Annotated in this window: 19 protein-coding genes; 8 read left to right on the top strand and 11 right to left on the bottom strand. The window is 65.6% G+C overall.

What is annotated here, in order from left to right; genetic code table 11:
• The first annotated feature begins 176 nt into the window (after positions 1–176).
• Positions 177–1,718: a galactarate dehydratase gene (gene garD, locus ACVILL_RS22630; RefSeq protein ID WP_456731061.1), complete on the top strand. Its 1,542-nt coding sequence runs from the start codon at positions 177–179 to the stop codon at positions 1,716–1,718.
• A 149-nt stretch (positions 1,719–1,867) separates the two neighbouring features.
• Here the strand turns inward: garD and ACVILL_RS22625 are convergent, their stop codons facing one another.
• Positions 1,868–3,373, bottom strand: coding sequence for a CYTH and CHAD domain-containing protein (locus ACVILL_RS22625; RefSeq protein ID WP_456731060.1), 1,506 nt, complete (start codon positions 3,371–3,373; stop codon positions 1,868–1,870).
• Positions 3,374–3,814: 441 nt separating this feature from the next.
• Between ACVILL_RS22625 and ACVILL_RS22620 the strand changes: the two genes are divergently transcribed.
• Positions 3,815–3,991, top strand: coding sequence for a hypothetical protein (locus ACVILL_RS22620; RefSeq protein WP_456731059.1), 177 nt, complete (start codon positions 3,815–3,817; stop codon positions 3,989–3,991).
• 45 nt (positions 3,992–4,036) lie between these two features.
• Here ACVILL_RS22620 and ACVILL_RS22615 read toward each other — a convergent pair whose 3' ends face one another.
• Genes ACVILL_RS22615 through leuC form a run of 6 tightly spaced genes read right to left on the bottom strand, consistent with a single transcriptional unit; the run spans position 4,037 to position 9,966 of the window.
• Entirely contained in the window at positions 4,037–4,909 is an 873-nt protein-coding gene (locus ACVILL_RS22615; RefSeq protein WP_456731058.1) for an ABC transporter permease, read from the bottom strand.
• Entirely contained in the window at positions 4,906–5,739 is an 834-nt protein-coding gene (locus tag ACVILL_RS22610; protein ID WP_456731057.1) for an ABC transporter ATP-binding protein, read from the bottom strand. The genes ACVILL_RS22615 and ACVILL_RS22610 overlap by 4 nt, the downstream gene beginning before the upstream one ends.
• On the bottom strand, positions 5,736–6,794 hold the full coding sequence (locus tag ACVILL_RS22605; RefSeq protein WP_456731056.1) for an ABC transporter substrate-binding protein: 1,059 nt from the start codon (positions 6,792–6,794) through the stop codon (positions 5,736–5,738). Before ACVILL_RS22605 ends, ACVILL_RS22610 begins: the two co-directional genes overlap by 4 nt.
• Complete coding sequence (leuB, locus tag ACVILL_RS22600) at positions 6,794–7,927, bottom strand: 3-isopropylmalate dehydrogenase (protein WP_456731055.1); 1,134 nt, start codon at positions 7,925–7,927, stop codon at positions 6,794–6,796. Before leuB ends, ACVILL_RS22605 begins: the two co-directional genes overlap by 1 nt.
• The gene (gene leuD / locus ACVILL_RS22595) at positions 7,924–8,559 is read right to left on the bottom strand and encodes a 3-isopropylmalate dehydratase small subunit (RefSeq protein WP_456731054.1); all 636 of its coding nucleotides are present in this window, start codon (positions 8,557–8,559) and stop codon (positions 7,924–7,926) included. The genes leuB and leuD overlap by 4 nt, the downstream gene beginning before the upstream one ends.
• Before the next feature lie 3 nt (positions 8,560–8,562).
• Positions 8,563–9,966, bottom strand: coding sequence for a 3-isopropylmalate dehydratase large subunit (gene leuC, locus ACVILL_RS22590; protein ID WP_456731053.1), 1,404 nt, complete (start codon positions 9,964–9,966; stop codon positions 8,563–8,565).
• A 143-nt stretch (positions 9,967–10,109) separates the two neighbouring features.
• Between leuC and ACVILL_RS22585 the strand changes: the two genes are divergently transcribed.
• The 3 genes from ACVILL_RS22585 to ACVILL_RS22575 all read left to right on the top strand — a co-directional run bounded on the left by ACVILL_RS22585 (position 10,110) and on the right by ACVILL_RS22575 (position 12,372).
• Positions 10,110–10,898 carry an IclR family transcriptional regulator gene (locus tag ACVILL_RS22585; protein ID WP_456731052.1) on the top strand — a complete coding sequence of 263 codons (789 nt, stop codon included), beginning with the start codon at positions 10,110–10,112 and terminating at the stop codon, positions 10,896–10,898.
• A gap of 140 nt (positions 10,899–11,038) precedes the next feature.
• A complete protein-coding gene (locus ACVILL_RS22580; protein ID WP_456731051.1) occupies positions 11,039–11,446 on the top strand; it encodes a transposase in 408 nt (135 codons plus the stop codon).
• Complete coding sequence (locus ACVILL_RS22575; RefSeq protein WP_456731050.1) at positions 11,443–12,372, top strand: IS3 family transposase; 930 nt, start codon at positions 11,443–11,445, stop codon at positions 12,370–12,372. The genes ACVILL_RS22580 and ACVILL_RS22575 overlap by 4 nt, the downstream gene beginning before the upstream one ends.
• A gap of 106 nt (positions 12,373–12,478) precedes the next feature.
• On the opposite strand, the gene ald is transcribed toward ACVILL_RS22575, so the two are convergent.
• The gene (gene ald, locus ACVILL_RS22570; protein ID WP_456731049.1) at positions 12,479–13,594 is read right to left on the bottom strand and encodes an alanine dehydrogenase; all 1,116 of its coding nucleotides are present in this window, start codon (positions 13,592–13,594) and stop codon (positions 12,479–12,481) included.
• A 126-nt stretch (positions 13,595–13,720) separates the two neighbouring features.
• Between ald and ACVILL_RS22565 the strand changes: the two genes are divergently transcribed.
• Positions 13,721–14,209, top strand: a complete 489-nt coding sequence (locus tag ACVILL_RS22565) for an Lrp/AsnC family transcriptional regulator (RefSeq protein WP_456731048.1) — start codon at positions 13,721–13,723, stop codon at positions 14,207–14,209.
• A 152-nt stretch (positions 14,210–14,361) separates the two neighbouring features.
• Here ACVILL_RS22565 and ACVILL_RS22560 read toward each other — a convergent pair whose 3' ends face one another.
• Complete coding sequence (locus ACVILL_RS22560) at positions 14,362–14,922, bottom strand: cytochrome b (protein WP_456731047.1); 561 nt, start codon at positions 14,920–14,922, stop codon at positions 14,362–14,364.
• A 310-nt stretch (positions 14,923–15,232) separates the two neighbouring features.
• Between ACVILL_RS22560 and ACVILL_RS22555 the strand changes: the two genes are divergently transcribed.
• A complete protein-coding gene (locus tag ACVILL_RS22555) occupies positions 15,233–16,183 on the top strand; it encodes a hypothetical protein (RefSeq protein WP_456734335.1) in 951 nt (316 codons plus the stop codon).
• Positions 16,184–16,268: 85 nt separating this feature from the next.
• On the top strand, positions 16,269–16,982 hold the full coding sequence (locus tag ACVILL_RS22550; protein ID WP_456731046.1) for a type 1 glutamine amidotransferase: 714 nt from the start codon (positions 16,269–16,271) through the stop codon (positions 16,980–16,982).
• A gap of 9 nt (positions 16,983–16,991) precedes the next feature.
• Here ACVILL_RS22550 and ACVILL_RS22545 read toward each other — a convergent pair whose 3' ends face one another.
• Entirely contained in the window at positions 16,992–17,303 is a 312-nt protein-coding gene (locus tag ACVILL_RS22545) for a hypothetical protein (RefSeq protein WP_456734334.1), read from the bottom strand.
• A 246-nt stretch (positions 17,304–17,549) separates the two neighbouring features.
• Positions 17,550–18,485 carry a LysR substrate-binding domain-containing protein gene (locus tag ACVILL_RS22540; RefSeq protein ID WP_456731045.1) on the bottom strand — a complete coding sequence of 312 codons (936 nt, stop codon included), beginning with the start codon at positions 18,483–18,485 and terminating at the stop codon, positions 17,550–17,552.
• Positions 18,486–18,656 lie beyond the last annotated feature (171 nt).

The raw sequence follows: 18,656 nt of genomic DNA, 5'->3' as shown, positions 1-18,656 counted from the left end.
GGGAGAGGTCGGAACGCATCGTCAGATGCGTTCCGGGTGAGGGGTTGCGCCCTCTCGTGGGACCTGTACGCCCTCACCCGCGCCTTCGGCGCGACCTCTCCCCGATGGGGAGAGGTGGGAGTTCGCAGCTCCGTCTGATTGATCAACGAACCCTTTGCTCGTGAGGAGCGTAGCGCATGGACCAATCCACTGGCGCCAGAGAGCAGCCCCGCTATATCAAGCTCAACGCGCGCGACAATGTCGCGATCGTCGTGAATGATTTCGGCCTGCCCGCCGGCTCGCGCTTCGCCTCGGGCCTGACGCTGCGCGCCTTCGTGCCGCAGGGCCACAAGACCGCGCTGGAAGACATCGCCGAGGGCGCGGCGATCATTCGCTATGGCGAGGTGATCGGCCATGCGCTGTCGCCGATCCTGGCCGGCGAATGGGTCGACGAGGCCCGCATCCGCATGCCGGACGCGCCGCCGCTCGACCAGCTCGAGATCGCAACCGCGGTGCCGCCGGCGCTGCCGCCGCTCGAAGGCTTTACCTTCGAGGGCTATCGCAATCCCGACGGCTCGGTCGGCACCAAGAACATCCTCGGCATCTCTTCGTCAGTGCAATGCGTCAAGGGCACGATGGAATATGCGGTGAAGCGCATCCGCGCCGAGCTGCTGCCAAAATATCCCAATGTCGACGACGTCGTACCGCTGACCCACGCCTATGGCTGCGGCGTCGCGATCACGGCGCCCGATGCCGTGGTGCCGATCCGCACCCTGCAGAACCTCGCGCTCAATCCGAATTTCGGCGGCGAGATCCTGGTCGTCGGGCTCGGCTGCGAGAAGCTTGCGCCGGAGCGGCTGGTGCCGGAAGGCGTTGGCGATGCCATCGTGCGGATGCAGGACGAGGCCTTCGACGGCTTCGGCGCCATCGTCGATGCCATCATGACCCAGGCGGAGGCGCGGCTGAAGGTACTCAACACGCGCGAGCGCGAGACCTGCCCGGCCGCCGATCTCGTGATCGGGTTGCAATGCGGCGGCAGCGATGCGTTCTCCGGCGTCACCGCGAACCCCGCGGTCGGCTTCGCCGCCGACCTGCTGGTCCGCGCCGGCGCGACCGTGATGTTCTCCGAGGTGACCGAGGTCCGCGACGCGATCCAGCTGCTGACCCGCCGCGCCGTCAACGCGGATGTCGGCCGCGCGCTGATCCGCGAGATGGCCTGGTATGATGCTTATCTGGCCCGCGGCGGCGCCGACCGCAGCGCCAACACGACGCCGGGCAACAAGAAGGGCGGGCTCGCCAACATCGTCGAGAAATCCCTGGGCTCGATCGTCAAGTCGGGCTCCGGCCCGATCGCCGGCGTGCTGTCGCCCGGCGAAAAGGCGCGTCAGAAGGGCATGCTGTTCGCGGCGACTCCGGCGAGCGACTTCATCTGCGGCACGCTGCAGCTCGCCTCCGGCATGACGCTGCAGGTGTTCACCACCGGCCGCGGCACGCCCTACGGCCTGGCCGCCGCACCCGTCATCAAGGTCGCGACCCGCAGCGAGCTGGCGCGGCGCTGGAAGGATCTGATCGACTTCGACGCCGGCTGCATCGCGACCGGCGAGAAGACCATCGAAGAGACCGGCTGGGACCTGTTCCACCTGATCCTCGACGTCGCAAGCGGCCGCACAAAACCGTGGTCGGACCGCTGGGGCATCCACAACGATCTCACGCTGTTCAACCCGGCGCCGGTGACCTGAACGCTACGCTGCCCACGCGCGTCATTCCGGGGCGCGCAACGCGCGAACCCGGAATCCTTTCATCCATCTGCTCTGCGGCGCGATGGATTCCGGGTTCGACGCTGACGCGTCGCCCCGGAATGGCGAGTGGGATTTGCGCGTCGCACGCGTCAAAACTCCTTCAGTCCCCGCACTTCATTCGCGGCGGTCTTGATCAGCGGCTTGACTGCCTGCTCCTCGCGACCCAGCACCACGCCGGATGCAAAGGCACGGTCGCGCTCCCTACGGTGCGGGGCCTTCAGCGCGGCATCGACCGCCAGCCTGCGGTGCGCGACGAAATCGTTGAGCGAGCCGAGCGCATTCTGGATCCGCTTCAGGTGCTTTGACAGCCGTTTGAGCTGCTTCCGTTCGTGCTTGCCCGGGAAGAGGCTCTCGAAGAAGTCGATAGCGTATCTGATCTTCTTGGCCCTGATGCGCACCTTATGCCGCTCGCGGGCCGACAGTTCGTCGAGATGCCGGCCGTCCTTGCGCAGCTTCCTGATGCGGCGATGCAGCACCGCGGCGGCGAACTCTCCGATCGGGCCGCCTTCGTCATCGGCAGTGATCGTCTGTCTTGCTTCGATCCATTGCACGGTATCGATCAGCATCGACCGATAACGCTGCGAATCGACCGCCTGCCTCGCGCGGGCAAATGCCCGGTCGCGACGGCCGGAGAAGTCGCGCCGGATCGCCCTGCCGCCCCGTCGCAACAGCGCGTCATGCAACGCGGGCTCGATGTCCTGCTTGACGAACACATCCAGTTCGCGCGCCGGCGCGAGCGCATTGGTGAGCCACTTCAACTGCGCCTTGACCTCTTCAGTCGAGGCCGTGGACAAGATCTTCGAGAACAGCGAGATCGTCGCCCGCAGCCGCCGCAGGCCGACCCGCATCTGGTGAACGCCTTCCGGCTCACCTTCGCGGATGGCATCAACATTCGATGAGAAGTGACGAAGCGTGGCGCGCGCGATCACCCGAAAGGCCTCGCCTGCCGTGAGCCCGGAATCAAGCACGACGCTTTCGGCGGAGACGAAGCCATGCTCGCCATTGCCGGCGAGTTCATACCCACGCTCAGCCTTCGAACAGAGATCGAGCTCGGCGTCCGACCGCCGCTCCAGCGCCCTGGCAATCCGGAACAGATCGAGCACCCGCCCGCTCTTCAGCTCGAGCTCGACCTCCTGGATCGGACGGGACCGACGGCCAGCTGTTGTGTGTCCGCGATCGATGGCGAGTTCGATCTCGCTCCGTTTGGTGCGCAGCGGCACCGTGATGCGCCGCACCGACGTCTCGAACACCGGCTTCAGCTTGCGGCGCAGCCTGCCGGACGCGAGCTCCTCGAGCGGTGTACCCTCGGCCTTGTCGAGATCGAGCGCATCATCCTCGAGTTCGGTCTCCCATTCACCCCGCTCAAACTGCGGACCCGCCCTGGACTTGATCGTCTGAACATGGTCGCGACCGTCGCTGCGCACGCGCAGCGTGAGCCCATGCCGCTTCAGCTTGTGCCTCGCGGTATCAAAATAGGTCGAGACGAGATCGCTCGCGGACGGCTCACCACTCTTGGCGCCGGCGATCCGCGGCTTCTCCAGCGCCCTCAGCTTGCGCCCGGGAACGCGAAATTTGAGCTCTGTCTCGACGGCCATTGCCTCTCCACGGATCAGGCGCCGCGATAAGGTGACAAGCACAAGTCCGCCGAGACGGGATCTCGGCGGACTCTGGATCACACGGCCGCTCAACCGTCAGTCGTCATCGTCGTGATGGATGATGGTCTTGCTGCGATTGCCGTACTCGTCCTGTCTCTTGGTCACAGTGGTGCGGTCACGACGCGGTTCGCGCTCCCTGATTACCGTGGTGCGGTCACGATCGCGGTCGCGATACCTGCCAGTTGTGATGTGAAGGACGAACGTCGGCTACGACATACAGTTCCTATGCCGGCTCTGCTGCAGATGCTCATACGCATATTTCGAAACATCGAGCAGGGAACTCGCTGAACAGGCATTCACGTGTGTGGCGAAATGCTCATGTTCCGCGCGTTGAATAGCCTGATTTGATGTCCCACGTCCTCACTAACAGGAGGACGTTCCATGAAGCAATCACAGCACTTCCTCGACAATGCCGAGAACTGCGCGCAGCTTGCCGAGCACGCCGACGACGAGCCGACCTACAATCGCTTCAAGCGAATGGAAGCGGCCTGGCGCGCGCTGGCCATCGAACAGGACTGGCTCGACGGCGAGACCTCGCCGGCGCAGAGCGCTGCCTAGATCCGGGCTCGTGGCGGCGATTGCGACGCTGCCACGGCTCCCACGCTACTCGGCGCTGCGCTGCCGTTGCCAGCGCAGCAGATAGGCCTGCAGCCGCCAGATGATCGCCGACAGCACGACGCCGACCAGCATCAGCACTACGACCGCGACCATCATGCCGGAGGCTTCGCCGCGCGCCTCGGACTCGATGATGAGACGGCCGATGCCGCGCTCGGCGCCGATGAATTCGCCGACGATCACGCCGATCAGCGCGAACGAGATCGCAGGCGTCAGCGAGGCGAACACCCAGGCCATGGTCGAGGGGATCACCACGGTGCGGGTGATCTGCCACTCGCTGGCACCGAGCAGCCGCGCGGCGTTGGTGAACCCCTCGTCGATCGAGCGCGCGCCCTCGAAGGTGTTGAAGAACACCAGGAACACCACGACGATCCAGGAGGTCACGATCTTCGACATGTCGCCGATCCCGAACGCCAGCACGATGATCGGCGCCAGCGCGATCCGCGGGATCGAATTCACCGCGGTGATGAAGGGCTGAAAGATCGCGCTGAGGCGATCCGATCGCCCGAGGATCAGCCCGGCGACAAAGCCAGAGACCACGCCGGTGACGAAACCGAAGAAGGTGTTCTTCAGCGTGATCGCGGTCGCGGCCCACAGATTGTTCTCGTTGCGCGCTAGGCACTTTGCGAACTCGCCGTTGAACCAGCCGTTGAACGTGCCGAGCTTCGAGGTCAGGCAGCTCTGGATCAGGAAATTGTCTGATATCATCGACGGTTTCGAGATGAAGTACGGATCGAGCAGATCGGGCACCAGCCACGGCAGCTTGGTGCGGAGGTCATAACCCCATTGCCAGACCGACAGCACGACGGCGCAGATCAGGACCTGCCAGCCGATCGTGCCGAGCGTGCCGTACCTCTTCATGCGCTGCGGCCCTTGACGAATTCCTCGCCGAGCGAGTGCCAGATGTGCTGGAACAGCTCGGCATAATGCGGGGTCTCGCGCACCTTCACGGCATCGCGCGGGCGGTCGAAATCGACCTCGAACATGTCCTTGATGCGGCCCGGCCGCGCCGAGAACAGGATGATGCGGTCGGCCAAAGTCAGCGCCTCGCCGAGATCGTGGGTCACGAACAGCACGGTCTGCTGCTCGCGCTCCCAGATCCGCAGCAGCACCTCGTGCATGTCGATCTTGGTGTGCGTGTCGAGCGCGCCGAACGGCTCGTCCATCAGCAGGATTTGCGGCTCGACGATCAGGGTCCGCATCAGCGCCGCGCGCTGCCGCATGCCGCCCGACAGCGCCGACGGATAGGCGTTCTCGAATCCTCTCAAGCCGGCTTGCGCGACGCATTCCGCGATGCGCTCCTTGCGTTCCGACACGGGCACGCCCGATAGCTCCAGCCCGTAGCCGATATTGTCGCCAACAGTCCGCCACGGAAACAGCGTATCGCGCTGGAAGACATAACCGACATTGGGCGTCGCCTTGCCGGGGAGGACGCGCTTGCCGTCAATCAGGATCTCGCCGCCGGTGGGGCGGATCAGCGAGGCGATCATGTTGAGCACGGTGCTCTTGCCGGAGCCCGACGGGCCGAGCAGCGCGACGAACTCGCCGCGGCGGACGTCGAAGGTGACGTCACGCACCGCCTCGATTGTCGTTTTGGCGAGCTGGAACGACTTGCTCAGGCCCTTGACCTCGACGCGGCGGTCGGCCTGCGCGCGCGGCAATATGGTTGCGCTTGTCTCGAGCGCGCTCAACCCGGATAGGCCTTTCGCGCCGCGTCGATGAGGTTGGAATTGACCACGTCGGCGATCTTGAGCGGCTTGATGCCGGTCATCTCGCGGAACCAGACTTTCTCGCCGCGCGCGAAGCTCGCCGCGTCGACGGTGCCCTCATAGTCCGCGACCTTCTGGATCGCCGTGATCTCGAGCAGATTGGCGTCGCGCGAGGTGCTGCCGACATAGGGTTCGATGGCGTCGTAGACCTCGGTCGGCTTGTGCGCCTTGATCCATTGCGAGGCGCGCCACAGCGCGGTGACATAGGCCTGCATCTTGGCGGGATCCTTGTCGATGGTGGCCTGCAGCGTGAAATGCGCGGTCACCGGGACCTTGCCGCCGATATGCTTGTTCCAGATCGCCTCGTCGGTGCCATCGAACAGGAGTTCGCCCCAGCCCTGCTGCTGTGCGTCGTTCAACAGCGACAGCGAGCTGACGAGGATGTCGACCTGCTTCGATTTCAGCGAGCCCAGCATGGTGTCGACATTGCCGGTGCCGATCCAGGTCACCTTGTCGTCGAGCCCCATGGTTTCCATGTAGTAGGACGCCCAGACATGGTTAGTGCCGCCGAGCGAGGACACCGAGACGATCGGCTTGCGGCCGTCCGGCCGTTTCCATTGCGCGAAGGCCTCCAGCGAGTTGATGCCTTGGTCCTTCAAATCCTTGCGCAGGATGAACATCACCGAGTTCGACCGCGTGTCGACCGGCAGCAGCACCCGCGCGGCGCGGCCGTGATTGGTCAGCTGCATCGGATGGGTGACGTCGCCGATGCCGATATCGCCCTGCGACGAGGCGATGATCTCGCGGGTCTTCACACCGCTGCCGCCCTGCACCAGCTTGCAGTCGAGCCCGGCTTCCTTGAAGTAGCCGATCCGATCAGCCACGAACTGCGTCTGATAGACCGGCACCGCGACCGGATAGATCGCGCGGCCGGTGATGGCCTGCGCCGATGCCCTCCCGGTCGCCAGCGCCGCGCCGCCGGCGATCACCGTCAGGGCCGATCGCCGCGACAGGTTGGGCACCGCGATGCGCGCCATCACGCGTGCTCCTTCGCCGAGATCCTGTCGAGCGCGCCGAGCACCGCATCGCCCATCTGGACGGTCGAGAGTTTCTTCGCTCCGGTTTCGGCGATATCGGCCGTGCGCGCGCCGGACGCAAGCGCGGTCTGCACCGCCTGCTCCAGCAAGTCGGCGTCATCGGGGCGGTTCAGCGTCAACCGCAGCAGCATCGCTACGCTGAGGATCGAGCCGAGCGGATTGGCGATGCCCTTGCCCGCGATGTCGGGCGCGCTGCCATGCACCGGCTCGTACAGCGCCTTGCGGCGGCCAAAGCGATCGACCGGGCCGAGCGAGGCCGACGGCAGCATGCCGAGTGAGCCCGACGCCATCGCCGCGCAATCCGACAGGATGTCGCCGAAGATATTGCCGGTCACCATCACGTCGAACTGACGCGGCTCGCGCACGATCTGCATCGCGGCGTTGTCGACATAGAGATGGGTCAGCTCGACGTCGGAGAACTCCTCCTTGTGCAGCTTGATCACCTCTTCGCGCCAGACCACGCTGGTCTCCAGCACATTGGCCTTGTCGACCGAGCAGACCTTGTTGCGCCGCGTCCGCGCCAGCTCGAACGCCGAACGCGCCACGCGGCGGATCTGGTTTGTGGTGTATTGCTCGGTGTTGAAGCCGCGGCGCTGCCCGTCCGGCAATGTCTCGATGCCGCGCGGCTCGCCGAAATAGATGCCGCTGGTCAGTTCGCGGATGATGACGAAATCGACGCCGTCGAGCACCTCAGCCTTGAGCGGCGCGGACGCCGACAGCGCCGGGCTCGCCATGATCGGGCGCAGATTGGCGTAGAGATCGTATTTGCTGCGCAGGCCCAGCAGGCTGCCGGCCTTGCGCGCGGCCGCGGGCACTTCGGTGGTCTCGGGTCCGCCGGTCGCGCCCCACAGGATCGCGTCGGCCTCGTCCATCGCTTCCGCGGTGTCCTCGGGCAGCACCTTGCCGGTCGCCAGATACGGGATCAGGCCGTACTGCGCCTCGCGCAGCGTCATCGGCACATTACGTTTCGCGGCGAACCAGTCGAGCACACGGCGCGACTGCGCGGTGACCTCGGGTCCGATGCCCTCGCCGCCGACGACGGCGACCTTGACCATGTTGGATTGCGTGCTCATGCGGATATCCTTGTGGAGTGAATCCAGGGCCGCGCGGTGCGGTCGGCAGCCTGGAACGCGTGGATCTCGTCATCGCGCCGCAATGTCAGCGCCACCTCGTCGAGCCCCTTCAACAGTCCCTCGCGCCGCCGCGGGTCGATCTCGAAGGAATGCCGGGCGCCGGACGGCGAGACGATGGTCTGGGCCTCGAGGTCAATCGAGACCTTGCCGGCGCCCTGTGTCGCCTCGATGTCGGCGGCGAGCTGATCGACCACCGCCTTGTCGACGATGACGGGCAAAATTCCGTTCTGGAAGCAGTTGGCGAAGAAGATGTCGCCGAAGCCGGAGCCGATGATGGCGCGGACGCCGCGCTCCTGCAGCGACCACACCGCGCCCTCGCGCGACGAGCCGCAGCCGAAATTCGGTCCCGTCACCAGGATCTCGGCCTCCCGGTACGGCTCGCGGTTGAGGATGAAATCCGGGTTCTCCGAGCCGTCGGGCAGGTAGCGCAGCGAGCCGAACGCCCATTTGCCGAGCGTGCCGCGGATCGAATTGCCGACCAGCCGCTCGATGCGGATGATCACGTCGGTATCGATATTGCTGCGCATGATCGGCGCGGCGGTTGCGGTGAGCTTGTCGAACGGTTTCGGCATCGTCTAGCGCCCCATCATCCTGACATCGGCGATCGCACCCGCAATGGCCGAGGCCGCCGCGCTCGCGGGGCTTGCCAGATGCGTCCGTGCGCGCGGCCCCTGCCGGCCGACGAAATTGCGGTTCGAGGTCGAGACCGAGCGCTGCCCGGGCGCCACCACCTCGCCATTGGCAGCCAGGCACATCGAGCAGCCCGGCTCGCGCCACTCGAAGCCGGCGTCGATGAAGATCTTGTCGAGCCCTTCGGCGACCGCCTCCCGCTTGACGTTCTCCGAGCCCGGCACCACCCAGGCACGGACCCCGGCCGCGACCTTGCGGCCGCGCGCGACCTCGGCCGCGGCGCGCAGATCGCTGAGCCGGCTGTTGGTGCAGGAGCCGATGAACACCCAGTCGACCGGCGTGCCCGCGATGGGCGCGCCGCCTTGCAGGCCCATATATTCGAGCGCGGTCTCGATCGCGGCGCGCCGCAAGGGATCGTCGACCGCCTTCGGATCGGGAATGACGCCGTCGACGCCGACGACATGTTCGGGGCTGATGCCCCAGGTCACCTGCGGGATGATCTTTTCGACGTCGATCACGACCTCGCGGTCGAACACCGCGTCGGGATCGCTCGCCAATTCGCGCCATGCCTTGACCGCGAGATCCCACATCTCGCCTTGCGGCGCATAGGGACGGCCGCGCAGGAATTCGAAGGTCTTCTCGTCGGGCGCCACCATGCCCATCTTGGCGCCGAGCTCGATCGAGAGGTTGCAGATCGTCAGCCTTCCCTCAATCGGCAGCGCGCGGATCGCACTGCCGGCATATTCGACCGCATAGCCGGTGCCGCCGGCAGCGCCGATATGTCCGATCAGCGCCAGGATCATGTCCTTGGCGGTGACGCCGGGCGGCAGCTTGCCCTCGAAGCGCGCGCGCATCGTCTTGGGCCGGCGCTGGATCAGCGCCTGGGTCGCCAGCACATGGGTGAGCTCGCTCGATCCGATGCCGAAGGCGAGCGCGCCGAGGCCGCCATGGGTGCAGGTGTGGCTGTCGCCGCAGACGATCGTCGCACCCGGCAGGCTCAGGCCGAGCTCCGGCCCGATGACGTGGACGATGCCTTGGCCGGGCTGATCGACATCGAACAGCGTGATGCCGCTCGCCGCGGTCTCGACCCGCAGCGCGGCCAGCAATTCCATGCCGATCTTGCTGGTCCCGGCGCGGCCGGGCGCCGTCGACAGCGCGTGATCCGGCGTCGCAAACGTCAGCTCGGGATTATGGACCTTGAGGCCTCGGCTCTTGAGATCGAGCAGGCCGCGCGAGCCGCCGAGATCGTGCAGCAGATGGCGGTCGATATGAAGAAGATCGGTGTCCTCGCTCAAACGGGCAATGACATGCTGGTCCCAGATCTTCTCGAGCAAACTTCGGCCGGGCATCCGCCTTCCCCTGTGCTCTGCGTTTCCATGCATCTTGATCTTATTGGCGCCAATCTGTGCCAAAGTTGTCGTCAAGTGAAGCAGTTTCGGCCTAACATCACATATGTGATGGGGCGGGCAATTGACCCGCCGCGGAGACAGCCATGCCGAACGCGAATAAGACGGCGATCGTCAAATCGGCCATGCGGACGTTTGCAGTTCTGGAGTTCTTTCGGGAAACGAAGCGGGCCGCTTCCGTGACTGAAATAGCTTCCGCACTGGAGATGCCCCAATCGAGCACGTCAGTGTTGCTTCGCAGTCTCGTTGAATTGAACTACCTCGAATACGAGCGAAAGACGCGGCGCTTCATCCCGAGCTACCGGGTCAATCTGCTTGGCGACTGGATCCGTCGTTCTCCGTTCCGTGACAAAAAGCTCACCGATCTGATGGAGGAACTCTGGACCGCAACGGGCGGCGAAACCGTCATGCTTGGGCAGCAGGCCGGCGCCGCCGGGATGCAATATCTGCACGTTGTCCCCGGCGGCTCTCAGCTTCAGTACACTGCGCATGCCGGTCAAATACGACCGATGGTTCGGACCGCGCTCGGACATGTGCTGCTGAGCCAAATGCCGAACACCAAGATTCGCGGCATTATCCGCCGCAACAACGCCGAGGAGCCGAGTCTGCCGGCGCGCGTTCGCGAAGCGGCGTTCCTCGAAGAGGTCGAGCGCATTCGTCGCCGCGGCTTTTCCGAGACGAGCGGCCGTACGACGCCGGGCGCAAGCACCATAGGCATGCTTGTTCCCCTGCCAAAGCGACGCGCTCCGCTGGCTATCGGCATCGGCGGACCGATCGAACGGATCGCGGCAAAGCGCGAGCAGATCATTGGAGTCATGCAGAGCCGGCTGAAGGAACTGGCAGATGAAGCCGGGTCAAGGTTCGTCGAGAAATGACCTCACGGACGCTTGACGCGTCGTGCGGACGACAGAAGCGTAGCCCCGGATGGAGCGAAAGCGAAATCCGGGAGCGCGCCTGGAGTGCACCCCAAAAGTGAGACACGGGAAATTAGGGACAGTTCTCTAACGGAGAACGGATGCCCAACAAATCACCCCGTGTTTTCAGCCGCGAGTTCAAGCTCGAGGCAGTCCGCCGCATTCTGGCGGGGGAGCGCATCAGGGCGCTTTCGCAAGAGCTGAAGGTGCTGCGCAAGGATCTGTACGCGTGGCGCGATCTGTTTCGTGCGGGCGGGGCGGAAGCCCTGCGACCGATCGGTCGGCCGCGCAAGAGCGATGCCGTTGCGCCGAGAGTGAGGGTGCGGGCGCGCGAAGTCGCGGCTGCTGACCCTGGTGCGCCGGAGCGGATTGCGGAACTTGAGCGCAAGATCGGCCAGCAGCAGATTGAACTGGATTTTTTTCGGCAAGCCTTGCGGCGGGTCAAGGAAGCACGCCGGCCGAGCAGCGAGCCTGGCGTGACGGGGTCTACGCGGTCATCCAAGCGATGACGGTCCCCTCGCAGCAAGGCGAACTGACGATCGAACGGATGTGCCGGTTGGCTGGTGTCAGCCGGGCCGGCTATTACCGGCACTGGGCGGCTTCCGCGCCACGTGCCGAAGAGGTTGGCGTGCGGGACGCGATCCAGCGGCTGGCGCTTTCTTACAGGCATTACGGCTATCGGCGGATCGCCGCGCAGTTGCGCCGCGAGGGCTTTGCGGTGAACCACAAACGCGTGCTGCGCCTGATGCGCGAGGATAATCTGCTGTGTTTGCGGCAGCGGCCGTTCGTGCCGGTTACGACGGACTCGCGCCATCCGTGGCGGGTGGTCCCGAACCTGGCCCGCGGCATGGTGCCTGATGGCCTCGACCAGCTCTGGGTGGCGGACATCACTTACATTCGTCTGCGGGAGGAGTTCGCCTATCTCGCCATCGTGCTCGATGCCTTCAGCCGGCGCGTGGTCGGCTGGGCCCTGGAGACGCATCTGGAAGCTCGTCTGGCGGTTGCCGCGCTCTCGATGGCGCTGGCGGCGCGCCAACCGACGCCCGGCAGCCTGATCCACCACTCCGACCGCGGGATCCAATACGCCTGCGGCAACTACACCGAACTGCTCCAGCAGCGCGACATTGCTCCCAGCATGAGCCGGGTCGGCAATCCCTATGACAACGCCAGGGCGGAGAGCTTCATGAAGACCCTCAAACAGGAGGAGGTCAACGGTCAGACCTACCGCGATGCGCAGCATGCCAGAAATGCGATCGGCGCCTTCATCGAAGACGTGTACAATCGTCAACGGCTGCACTCGGCCCTGGCCTACCGGCCGCCGGCCGAGTTCGAAGCAAACCTACCGCGACGCGGGGCTGCTGCGCAGCAGCCCCGCGTCGCGGCCCTAACCCATCAACCCGCCCAGCCGCACCAGGCGGTTGGCACCTGTCCCTGATTATCGTGTCTCACATCAGGGGTGCAGTTCACCCTCAACGGAGGGGCCGGCCCCGGATTTCGCTTCGATACATCCGGGCTACAATGCTCGACCTTGCGTCGAATCCCTACGACGCCAGCGCTTCCTCGGGCAGCACGGCCGCGAGATGCTGGCTCTCGGCAACCGCACGGTTGGTGATGCGGCCGCGATGGACGTTGAGGCCGGCGCGCAGGTGCGGATCCTCGACCAGCGCGCGCAGTCCCTTCGCGGCCAGCGCAAGGCCGAACGGCAAGGTGGCGTGGTTGAGCGCGTGGCTCGAGGTGACCGGCACAGCACCCGGCATGTTGGCCACGCAATAATGCACGATCTCGTCGACCAGATAGGTCGGCGCCTGGTGCGTGGTCGCTTTCGAGGTCTCGAAGCAGCCGCCCTGGTCGATCGCGACATCGACCAGCACCGCGCGGCGCTTCATGCCGCCAAGCTGCGCGCGCGACACCAGTTTCGGCGCGCTGGCGCCGGGCACCAGCACCGCGCCGATCACCACGTCGGCCGCGAAAACTTCCTGCTCGATCGCTTCCAGCGTGGCGTAACGGGTGCGGACGCGTCCGATGAAGAGGTCGTCGAGCATGCGGAGGCGCGGCAATGAACGGTCCAGAATAGTGACATCGCTGCCGAGCCCCGCCGCCATCCGCGCCGCATGGGTGCCGACCACGCCGCCACCGATGATCGCGACGCGCGCGGGCGGCACGCCCGGCACGCCGCCGAGCAGCTTGCCCATGCCGTCGGCGGATTTGCGCAGCGCGGCGCCCGCGGCCTCGATCGCGAGCCGGCCGGCGACCTCGCTCATCGGCGCGAGCAGCGGCAGCCCGCCATGCGCATCGGTCACGGTCTCGTAGGCGATCGCCGTGCAGCCGGAGGCGATCAGCCCCGCGGTCTGCGGCACATCGGGCGCGAGATGCAGATAGGTGAAGAGGATCTGTCCCTCGCGCAGCCTGATCCATTCGGACGGCTGCGGCTCCTTCACCTTCACGATCATCTCGGCGACCGAGAACACCTCTTCGGCGGTATCGGCGATCCGCGCGCCGGCCTGGGTGTAGGCATCGTCACCGGCACCGATGCCGTCACCGGCGCCGCGCTGCACCACGACCTCATGCCCATGCGCCACATATTCCCGCACCGAGGCGGGCGTCAGCCCGACCCGATATTCCTCGACCTTGACTTCCTTGGGCACGCCGACGCGCATGGTCCGCTCCTTGCAAAACTGGTTTCCGCCGACCACAAGGCTATGCCCCGTCACACGGCGTTTCTCAGCGAAATCCGGCTTGCCCACAGCGTGATACGCTCATATCCTTCGCATTCGGCTCGGCTATTGAAGGAAAGCTGCGTGGACGGTCTCGATCGTATCGACCTCAGAATCCTCGCCGAGCTGGTCGCCGATGCCCGCGCGAGCCAGATCGAGCTTGCCGAGAAAGTCGGTCTGTCGCCGACCGCCTGCGCGCGGCGCATCCGGCATCTCGAGGAGATCGGCGTGATCCGCGGCTACCGCGTCGACCTCGAACCATCAACACTCGGGCTGGTGACGACGGTGGTCGTCACCATCACGCTGGAGAGGCAGAGCGAGGATTATCTCGCAGCCTTCGAGGCCGCAATCGCGCGCTGCCCCGACGTCGTGTCCTGCCATCTGATGTCGGGCAGCGACGATTATCATCTGCAAGTCATCGCCCGCGACATCGCCGACTTCGAGCGCATCCACAAGCAGCATCTGTCGCGGATGCCGGGCGTCGCCCGCATCCATTCCAGCTTCGCGATGCGCGAAGTGGTTCGCCGCACCATTCCCGAGACCGCGCTGCGCGGCTGAGCAGCACAGAAGGTTCACCTCTCCCTTTGGGAGAGGTCGGCGCGCAGCGCCGGGTGAGGGGTTGCGGTCTCTCGTTAGGACAGAAGCCCCTCACCCGATTTGCTCTGCAAATCGACCTCTCCCCGCTGGGGAGAGGTAAACCGAAGCCGCGGTCAAGACGATCGCGCTCTCGCGCGCGGCCACATCCGCGCCAGCGTCTCGTCCTGCTTGACGAGAGCATGCCAGAGCGTGGCGGCGATATGCAGTGCGACCACGGCATAGACGACATAGGCGAGCGCGCCATGCGCAAGCTCGCCGGCCTGTGCGACCGCCTTGTTGTCCGCGAACAGCCGCGGCCAGCTGAAGGTCCAGAAATAGCGCAGCGAATAGCCGCCGGCCGACGAGAACATGTAGCCCGTCACGGGCATCACGAAGAGGATGGCGTAGAGCGCCCAGTGATTGAGCTTTGCTACGATTCTGACCAGCGGCGAGAATGATCCCGGCTCCGGCGGTGCCTTCGTCGCGGCCCGCGCGATCAGCCGCAGGATCGCCAGCAGGAATAGCGTCATGCCGAGCGACTTGTGCACCTCGAGCAGCTCGCGCCGCGGCGACGTCCCCGCCGGCTGCAGCCTGCAATAGAGCCCGATCAGCATCGCCGCGATGAACAGCACCGCCGTCGCCCAGTGAATCCTGCGCAGCAGCGGGTCGTAGCTGGCTGTCTTGTCCGTCGTCACAGGGCGCCTTCGTGTGAAGCCAGCCCGTGCGGGTTCGGCCCGAAAAAAGGAAGGCCGTTCAATAGAGGATCGGGCGGAGCCTGCCTACCGGCGCGAGCGCCACATTGGATCACGATCGCGAAGGCCCAGCTTCACGCCGAGTCATGCCCGGGCGCGCTGTCACAAACGCCGCGCTGTCACAAACGCTGTCACAATGCGTAGCCGCCCGGCCCGCTCCACACGCATTTTTTAGTCGTGATTCGCCGCCTTCTATGACAGAATTACTACAGTTCAATATCAATTCGGTTACACGCGGAGCGGGTGAATGAGCATGGAACGTCGGGCACGGCCGGTTTCGCTGGCCTGGTCGAATCCGGTGGTCCGGTGGTGGGGCCTCTTGAGCCTCGTCAGCGCCGCCAACATCGCGGTGTGGTTCGCGCTGTACCGCGAGTTCCATGAGCAGGCGAGCGGCAGCTTCAGCAACACGTCCGGCATCGGCCTGATGCTGCTGCTCTGCGCGGCCTATGTGTTCGGCTGCGCCTTCCGCTCGGTCTTGCCGCGCGCCGACGTGCAGCGCATCTGCCTGTTCGACACCTGGCTGTCGAGCGTCGTGGTCGGCCGCACCGTCGCCACCGTCGCCGAGGTCTGCTTCGCCGCGCAATGGGCGATCGTGCTGCATCAGCTCGGCACCATGACCGGCGCCGAGACCACCGTAACCATCGCGTGGATCATCGTGCCGCTGATCGTGATCGCGGAATGCTTCTCCTGGTATGCGGTGCTGACCACCCATTATCTCTGCAACGCGATCGAGAACTCGATCTGGGCCGTGGTGTTCTTCCTGGTCGGGATTGCGCTGTGCCGGCTGCTGCCCGAGTTTCACGGCCCGGTGCGCTGGGCCTTCATCGTCGCGATCCTCGGCATCGCCGGCTTCCTCGCCTTCCTGATGACCATCGACGTTCCGATGTATCTCAACCGCTGGCGCGCCAATCTCGCCGCCGGCGGCACGCTGCTGCATCCGCTCGACGGCCTGCGCGACGTCAGCCGGCGCTGGGTCGTGACCCATGACATCGCCGAGTGGCGCGAGGAGATCGCCTGGATGTCGCTGTATTTCAGCATGGCGGTGTGGTCGAGCCTGGCGCTCTGCGTCGGCTATTCGCTCGAAGGTCAGCTGCCGCGCTACCGCACCGAGCCGGCAATCGTCGCGACGACGCCTGCGACCGTGAACACGACGCCGGCGCAGCACACCGCGACGATCGACGCGGCGGCACCGTCGCGGAATTGATCGGCAGCCGCCGCGCCTGGCTTGTGGCCCCCGGCGCTTTCGGAGTAAGGGCCGGGTGATCCTCGCTCCTCCGTCAGCGCGTTCCATGTCCCGCATCACCATCATCGAAACCGGACTCGTCAGTCCGCAATACCGCGAGCGCCACGGCAGCTATCCGCAGATGTTCCAGCGGATGGTGGCATCAACCGATCCGACGGTTGCCTGCCACGTCGTGAGCGTCGCCAACGGCGAGGCGCTTCCCGATCCCGCCACGCTGGATGCGATCCTGATCACGGGATCATCGGCCGGTGTCTACGATGATGTCGCATGGATCGCACCGCTCGAAGCCTTCGTGCGCGCGGCCCATGACAGCCGCGTTCCGATGGTCGGCGTCTGCTTCGGCCATCAGCTGATTGCGCAGGCGCTCGGCGGCACGGTGCGCAAATCCGAGAAGGGCTGGGGCATCGGGCGTCACGTCTATCGGCTCGCCCAGGACAATGGCTTGCTCGAGGGCGAGACGATCGCGGCCGCCGCCTCGCATCAGGACCAGGTGATCACTCCGCCCGCCGCCGCACGCACCATCATGTCATCAGCGTTCACGCCGCATGCCGGGCTGCTCTATGCCAACGGCACGACGCTGTCGGTGCAGCCGCATCCGGAATTCACCGCCGATTACGCCGACGCGCTGTGCGACCTGCGCCGCGGCCTCGCGCCCGATGCCGTCGTCGACACCGCCAAGGCATCGCTCACCGCGCCGCTCGACCACGCCACGCTCGGCGGCGTGGTCACGCGCTTCCTCACGCGACATGCGCCCGCCTGAGAGAGTTCCTCAGGTCATGCTGCCCAGCATGAAGCAGCGCACGCGCGGGTGGCCGTCGATATAGTGCTTCCAGACCATGGTTCGTCCGACCTTGTTCGGCTCGGTGATCAATGCCTCGTCCGGCACCACGACCCATTCGTCGTCGATGTGCACGCGATAGTGCCCGTGATCCGATTCCCAATCGGGATCGGCGACCACATAGCCATCGGCGTCCGAGCAGCATTGCCCGTAGCCGCTGCGCAGGCTTTCGAACCAGGGCTTTAGGGGTGAATTGGCGTAGCGGCCGTCGTCGCGCGCCAGGGCCGGCGATGCCATCCACATCGTGGATGTCAACCACACCGTCCCAAGCAGCAGTGCCGCACGCGTGATGGCGTGCACGTTGTCGTCTCCGTAAGTGTCGATCCAGCTGCGGGCGCGCATCACAGACTGTTCGCCCGCAACACTGCCGTTGCAGGCAAGAACACGACACATCCGCGCCCCAGCACCTGGCATTCAGCCATGCAAGAGCAACGCCAGACTGCGTTCCGGAAAACTACGGAAGACGAAAGTATGGGGTACGCAGCACGATCAACGGCTCGCTGCTGCCACCTCGGGGACCAGCGGCGGAGCGCTGCGCGACGCCGCTTGCAGCGCGCATTCGACGAACCGGCGCGGCAGCAGCGAGGCGTTCGAGCGCATCGCCACCAGCATGCGGCTCTCCGCGTCGGGCGTATCCAGCGGCTTGGCCACCACATTCATCACGCCGGCCTGCTGGTAGCAGGACGGCAGGATCGAGAGCCCGATCCCGGCTGCGACCAGGCTGAGCACGGTGCGCAGCTCATGCGCCTCCTGCACCACGCGCGGCGCAAAGCCCGCCCGCCGGCACAGCATCGCGGCCTGGTCGCCGACACCACAGCCGCTCTCGGCCATGCCGACGAATTCATGCTCGGCAAGATCGGCCATCTCGAGCGCGCCTTTGGCGCCGGCGAGCGGATGATCCAGCGGCAGGAACACCATCAGCCGGTCGCGCCACACCACATGCACCTGCAAGTCCGCGGCCGGCCTGAAATCGAGCGGCGGCCGCATGATCGCGACATCGAGCTCGGCGTCGGCGAGCGCACGCAGCTGCGTCGCCGTCGACATGTGCCGGAGCTCGATCTTCACCCGCGGATAGTTGGCGCGAAAGCTGCGGAACAGTTCGGCGAACATGTCGAGCATCGGCACCGAGCCGGTGAAGCCGACACGGATCATGCCGGCCTCGCCGCGGGCCGCACGGCGCACCGTCTCCGACGCGAGGTCGAGCTCGCTGACCGCGCGCCGCGCATGTTCCAGCAGCAATTGCCCGGCCTGTGTCAGTTCCACCGCGCGCCGCGTTCGCGCCAACAGGCGCGTGCCGAGTTCTTCCTCCATCGCCTTGATCTGCGTGCTCAGCGGCGGCTGGCTGACATGCAGGCGCTTGGCGGCGCGGCTGAAGCTGAGTTCTTCGGCCACCGCGATGAAATAACGAAGCTGCCTGTAATCCATCGCTTATTCCGATTCCCTATAAGTCGGGGGTCAACAAGGTATTTGACCTCACGGGGCCGTTTCCCGATCTTCGCGCGAAATCACCTGTCCTCCAAGGGAGAAGCCCGAGAAATGCGTCAGGTTCAGGCAGAATGGCGCGGCGCACGCAGCGGGGCAGCCATGCAATATCGC

It is taken from the genome of Bradyrhizobium sp. USDA 3364 (genome assembly GCF_054056355.1).
Note: the sequence above shows the minus strand (reverse complement) of the source record. Positions and strands in the feature narration are given on the sequence as shown.